This window comes from Citrobacter sp. S46_ASV_140, from assembly GCF_018919545.1.
Lineage (GTDB): Bacteria > Pseudomonadota > Gammaproteobacteria > Enterobacterales > Enterobacteriaceae > Citrobacter > Citrobacter braakii.
Genome location: NZ_JAHLRC010000001.1, coordinates 216054 through 222056, shown reverse-complemented (window position 1 = coordinate 222056; position 6003 = coordinate 216054). Strand labels below are relative to the sequence as shown.

Annotated in this window: 5 protein-coding genes; 1 reads left to right on the top strand and 4 read right to left on the bottom strand. The window is 47.0% G+C overall.

Annotated elements, in window-relative coordinates; genetic code table 11:
• Nucleotides 1-159: 159 nt before the first annotated feature.
• Nucleotides 160-1146: a sugar-binding transcriptional regulator gene (locus tag KQJ19_RS01145; RefSeq protein ID WP_216403255.1), complete on the top strand. Its 987-nt coding sequence runs from the start codon at nt 160-162 to the stop codon at nt 1144-1146.
• Nucleotides 1147-1186: 40 nt separating this feature from the next.
• Here the strand turns inward: KQJ19_RS01145 and KQJ19_RS01140 are convergent, their stop codons facing one another.
• From KQJ19_RS01140 to mtnK, 4 genes are all read right to left on the bottom strand, one after another.
• Nucleotides 1187-2191, bottom strand: coding sequence for a GRP family sugar transporter (locus tag KQJ19_RS01140; protein WP_216403254.1), 1005 nt, complete (start codon nt 2189-2191; stop codon nt 1187-1189).
• 103 nt (nt 2192-2294) lie between these two features.
• Nucleotides 2295-2936: an L-fuculose-phosphate aldolase gene (locus tag KQJ19_RS01135; RefSeq protein ID WP_103766384.1), complete on the bottom strand. Its 642-nt coding sequence runs from the start codon at nt 2934-2936 to the stop codon at nt 2295-2297.
• 28 nt (nt 2937-2964) lie between these two features.
• Nucleotides 2965-4065 (bottom strand): S-methyl-5-thioribose-1-phosphate isomerase, encoded by a 1101-nt coding sequence (gene mtnA / locus KQJ19_RS01130; protein WP_141875247.1) that lies wholly within the window; start codon nt 4063-4065, stop codon nt 2965-2967.
• A gap of 9 nt (nt 4066-4074) precedes the next feature.
• On the bottom strand, nt 4075-5334 hold the full coding sequence (mtnK, locus tag KQJ19_RS01125; protein WP_103766385.1) for an S-methyl-5-thioribose kinase: 1260 nt from the start codon (nt 5332-5334) through the stop codon (nt 4075-4077).
• Between the last annotated feature and the right edge of the window lie 669 nt (nt 5335-6003).

Genomic DNA, 6003 nt, shown 5'->3' with positions numbered 1-6003 from the left:
TGGGGGAACAGAGGGCGATCGCTCAAATGGTATGCTGGTTTATTTCATGTAAAAGAATAAAATATCTGTATAAAATCATGCCACTGGCAATCTGCATCAACTCTCCGGGTAAACAGGGTTAAGATAAGCATTTCCCCGGTTTAATACAGGTATACAAAAGTGGATAGAGATCTAACAAACAGCAGCCTGTTCAATGATGATCCCGTACTTCATGCAACATGGCTGTACTATCAGGAAGGCAAAAGCCAGACTGAAGTTGCATCTATCATGGGGGTGTCCCGCGTCACGGTTGTCAAATACCTGCAAACAGCCAGGGAAAATGGACTGGTTCATATCAACCTGGATGTGAATGTCTTTGGATCTATCGACGCAGCTTTGCAAATTCGCGATAAATTCAATCTCCAGAGAGTGATCATCGTGCCTGATGGCGAACATGCCGGAAAACGTGATGATACAAAGCTGATGCGTACTCGTCTTTCACGTGCCGGTGGCATGTATCTGAATCAGGTAATTGAGAATGGTGATGTGCTGGGGGTTGCCTGGGGAAGAACAATCCATCAGATGAGCAAAACCATGACGCCGAAGTCATGTAAAAATGTCACCGTTATTCAGATGCTCGGTTCCATGCCCTCTCAACCAGACCTGACGATTATTGAATCCTCATCGCAAATCGCTTACAAGCTTTCAGGCCGTGTCGCTTCGCTTCATGTTCCTGCCGTGGTATCAAGTGCCAGACTGGCCATGGAATTACAGGCAGAGCCTATTATTCGATCGAATTTTGACGTTCTGACTCGCTGTACGAAAGCCTTTTTTGTCGTGGGTAACGCGCTTGATGAAAATCCCCTGATTCGGGTGGGCGTGCTGAATAAGAAGGAAATGCAGACGTATCGGGATTTAGGCGCAGTAGGTGTCATTTGTGGCCGCTTCTATGACAAGGAAGGGATGCCCGTCGTGGCTGATGTTGACCAGCGTATTCTGGGAATCAGTCTGGCTCAGTTAAGGCAGATTGAACGGAAGATCTTTCTTGCTGGTGGGGAAAGAGGCTATGACGCAACGTTGGGTGCCCTGCTGGGAGGATATGTCACGGACCTGATTGTTGATGAAGGAACGGCAGAGTTTTTGCTGGCGTGTGAATTACCACACTAAAAGAATGAACAACTGCCCCATGTGGATATGGGGCAGGATTTTATTGATTAGCGGCGATAATAAGAACAATACCCACAATGTATGAAATAAACATGGTCAGCAGCAGTTTATTGGTTCCGGCTGGCGCACTGGCAAATTCTCTCCAGATGAAGACCCCCCAGATCACGGCAATCATCGTGGCACCCTGTCCCAGACCGTAGGAAATGGCATAACCCGCCTGACCAGACGCAATCAGACTGAATGCAAGACCGACACACCAAATCATACCGCCCAGCCAGCCGCAAACATGATCCCGTAAACTCCCGGAAAAATACATTTTCCCGTTGACAGGTTCTCCTGAAATAGGCTTTTTCATGACCAGCGTGTTAAGGATAAAGTTCGACAAAAACAGCCCTATGGCAAACAGGACAAGTGCTGAGTACGGCGTCATCAGACCGCTGGCAGGCTGACTGAAATTGTCAGACATGGAGTCAGCCAGGAAGCGGAAAAACCATCCCATGATGATACCCGCCAGAATGGCAGTGATGAGACCTTTATTACGACGGGATTTATCCGCCTCCTGCGTGACACGACCATAGGCTATCGCGGTAAAAATAATGGCGATCACAACGCAGGCGACACCGAGGAACAGAATGAGCGGATCGCCCTGCGGATTGCCGATATAGGTGGTGATTACACCCAGAGCCAGTGCCAGCCCCACACCCACAGGAAAAGCTACCGCCATACCGGCAAGATTAATAGAAGCTACCAGAAGGATATTGGAAATATTGAAAATAATCCCTGCCAGTATTGCCGACATCAGACTACTACTGCTCGCCTGCTGAATATCAGGTATAAAGCTACGACCGGCTTCGCCCATAGAACCCAGCGTGAAGGCAAATAACAAAGAACACAGCAATAATCCAATTGAATAATCCCAATAGAATAGAGGAAACTCCCATTTTTTATTGCTGACAAGTTTGGTTGTATTCGCCCATGAACCCCAGCAAATCATGGTAATAAAACACATTATTATGGCGACAGCATACGATTCCACGATAAACATAAATAACTCCTTGTGGTAGTTATAATCAATCGTTGTGGACAGAGGGGATAGCAGCCATTCCGCGAATGGCTGCTATATGTTATTAATTAAAATAAAGCTGTAATTACGCTTTCAAACCATACGTTTTGAATTTTTCAAGAACGATGGTCATTTCGGCTTCAGACAGAACGGGAACATCGTGATGTAATCCGCCACATTTGATGTATAAATCAGCCAGCGTCTCGGTTTCACCCGCCAGCCACAACGTCTTTTCCAGCGTGACGTCCATGGCCAGCATACCGTGGTGCTGCATCAGCAAGGACTTACTTTCTCTGATCCCTTTAGATACACTGTCGGCCAGTTCAGGGCTGCCAAAGGTATAATAGGGAATACAGGGAATATGATCCGTCCCCGATACCGCCACCATATAATGAATGGCCGGAATTGAATGATTATGTATTGCCACCGCCGTGGAATTCACCGCATGCGTATGTATGACAGCATTCAACTCTGGTCTGGCTTTATAACACGCCAGATGAAATAACCATTCACTTGATGGTATTTTACCCGCGTCAGGTACTCCCTTATCGTCTACAAAGACAATCATGTCCGGCGTCATCTTTGAATAAGCGATCCCACTCGGCGTAATCAACATGCCACCGGTATATCTGGCACTCACATTACCTGATGTTCCTTGATTAAGACCTGACGCATTCATTTCCCGACAAGTGGAAATGATATTTTCTGCTAATTTGATCCTTTCCATTCTTGCTCCTTAACAGCACTGGCCGTCGCTAGAGTGAGTTACTCTTAAGGTCAGCAAACATCCCCGACAGCGCTGACTCACTGGCGGCACAGACTCCCCGTTCAGTAATGAGGCCGGTGATATATTTGGCAGGCGTGACGTCGAAAGCATAGTTTCCGCAACGTGTTCCTTCAGGGGCAATATTCACCCAGCTCAACTCTCCATGAGGGTTTATCCCGTAGACATGGGACTGTTCCTTTCCGTCACGTTGTTCAATCGGAATGGTTTTTCCGTCTTCAATAGTCCAGTCAATGGTGGGTGAAGGTAAAGCGACGTAAAAGGGCACATGGTTATCATGGGCGGCCAGCGCTTTAAGATAGGTGCCTATTTTATTACAGACATCTCCTTTGGCCGTTGTTCGATCGGTCCCGACAATACAAAGATCAACGTCGCCGTGCTGCATCAGGTGACCTCCCGCATTGTCGGCAATCAGGGTGTGAGGAATGCCATGTGATCCCAGTTCAAATGCCGTGAGCCCTCCCTGATTGCGTGGCCGCGTTTCATCCACCCAGACATGAACGGAAATTCCGTTTTCATGCGCTTTATAGATGGGGGAAAGTGCCGTGCCCCAATCTACGGTCGCCAGCCATCCTGCGTTGCAGTGCGTCAGGATATTTACCACACTGCCTGCCGGTTTTTTCTGGGCTATTTCGCGAATGAGTTCTGCGCCATGTAATCCAATTTGTTCACACAACGCGACATCTTCCTCGGCAATTTCTGCCGCCAGCGCCCAGGCCACATCCTTGCGCTCTGATATACAGAGATTCTTCAGTGTGGCTATCATCCTGTCGAGAGCCCATTTGAGGTTAATTGCCGTTGGTCGGGTTTTGATAAGAAGGTCATAGTAACGCTGCAGACCCATGTCACTGGCATCGTGATTCATTCCCAGCGCGATACCATAGGCTGCAACGACACCAATAAGCGGAGCGCCACGAACCCACATCTCCTGAATAGCCGTAGCGGCCATTTCCGCAGAGGTAAGCGCCACCACCTCGAACTTAAAAGGCAACTTAGTCTGATCGATGATTTCTACCGCTTTTCCATCCCCGGAAACCCAGACCGTACGGTAGTGTTTACCTTTAATATTCATAATGACCTCTTACTTAACCTTCGCAGACTGGATGACGGAGTCCATATTTTTAAACTGGCGGGCATTGACGATAAGATCGCGCGCCATGGTCAAAGCGCGTCGTTCACATTCTGCGCGAAGCTCTGTATTTTCAATCTGTTTCAGCTCGGCAACGCCAGCAAAACCAATGATCCGGCGATTCATTTCCATGCCGGCATTCACCAGGGAATCTTCAAGTAGGGTGGCAAAAAACTGATCCTGTGCGTCCTCAAGAGCGGCCCTGTTCTGTTGATACATTTCTGTCGGCCACGCGTCGCCCTGTGTTTTGTTGTCCCAAAGCTGACGGAACTCCCGGGTGAAAACGGACCAGGTTTGGACAATCTGCTGAAGCAGCCATTCCTGATAGTCAGCGCGACGTTGCTCATTCGCATCCCACCCAGGGCGTGAGAAGAACGCCAGCAGAATGTTGCCAATATAATTGCCGATATCAAACGCCATTGGACCCATGAAACCGAATTCTGGATCTATCACTTTGGTATCCGTGTCGGTCACCATGATTGACCCTGAATGAAGGTCACCATGTAACAATGCCTGCGCTTCTGTCATAAATTTGTACTTATAACGCATGGCAACCTGGATCATCTCTACATCAGCCCAGGCCTTATGGACGGCATCGTCCAGTTCAGGAGAAGTCCAGTTATTCCGTTCAGCGTTGTAATAGGGCTCTGTGAAGATCAGATCTTCCGTAATTTTGCACAGCTCATGATTCAACGAGAACTCGGCAGTAAGCGCTTTTTTCTGTTCTGCTGACATGCCAATGTCAGACGTATTAAAGAGAGTCTGAGCTAAAAATCTGCCGATATCTTCTGCTAGCTTAGGGAATTTTTTACCGTTAATCAGTTCCTTACGCAGAATTACGTGAGGCGTCAGATACTCCATGGCAAACAGTGCCATTTCCGGGTCGTAAAAATAGACCTGCGGAATCAGTGAGTGACCCGCGTATTTTGCTTCTTGACATAAAACGTTGTACTCAAAGCCTGCTCGGCTCAGAGATAAAGGCCATCCTTCGCCTCCCGCACGAAGCCAAGGCAAAGCTTGTTTTACAATGATGGTTTTATGCGTCCCTTCAACGATAAACACCATGTTCAGGTTTCCGTCCCCCACTTCTGAAACTTTCCACTCTTCAGGTAACCCTCCCGGTTCGCATGAAGGGGTCAGTCTGGATGAGAGATAACCCGGCAGCGTGTCACATGTCAGCGGCTTGTAACCTGATGGAATTGAATCCGTCATAACAGTTCTCCTTGTCTACACAGAATGATAATCAACTTGTCACATGACAACTATACATTATCAAATGTAAATTTATTTGTGACGTATGTAGATTTTTTGAACTGGAGAAAATTAAAAATGATGTTGTATGGAGTCATGATCCTTACAGGAACCAGTAGAGGCAAGCATCCATCATTACAATATAATTCATGTTGTTATATCGCAGTAATAGTACTGCATGGGGAATTATTACGGGCAATCTTAGGCGAAAGGAAGTATTGAAGTGACAGAATAAAACCATACTTGTTTTTATACATATGTATTTTTCTGTTGTCTTTTGTTTTGACGACACATGGTATTTGTCATGCCGATGCTAATAGACAGATAGATTCTAGGGCCAACAGCCCCATCATCATGATGGAGCAACAGAGGTGAGTCTAACGTTCCCGCACTTCTTATCGATCGGCACTAACGATCAATATCGAGAAACTGATCTATCAAAACGATTATCTTTCTTGCAACCTGCCTGGTTATCCTTGCCTTACATTGCACGCAGAAAAGCCCTTTATTACGGTTAGTTATCTAGCTGAGGCTTGCTACGCCCATTTTCCATGTACCCCAAATCAAGAGGTCTGAATCACCACAGGTTTAACAGACACCTCGGACTCATTTGAAATGGCTTAAAGAGAG

Excerpts from the sequence above, each read along its gene's own strand:
- KQJ19_RS01140 (WP_216403254.1), bottom strand. The coding sequence starts at position 2,191 with ATGTTTATCGTGGAATCGTATGCTGTCGCCATAATAATGTGTTTTATT.
- KQJ19_RS01135 (WP_103766384.1), bottom strand. The coding sequence starts at position 2,936 with ATGGAAAGGATCAAATTAGCAGAAAATATCATTTCCACTTGTCGGGAA.
- mtnK (WP_103766385.1), bottom strand. The coding sequence starts at position 5,334 with ATGACGGATTCAATTCCATCAGGTTACAAGCCGCTGACATGTGACACG.
- mtnA (WP_141875247.1), bottom strand. The coding sequence starts at position 4,065 with ATGAATATTAAAGGTAAACACTACCGTACGGTCTGGGTTTCCGGGGAT.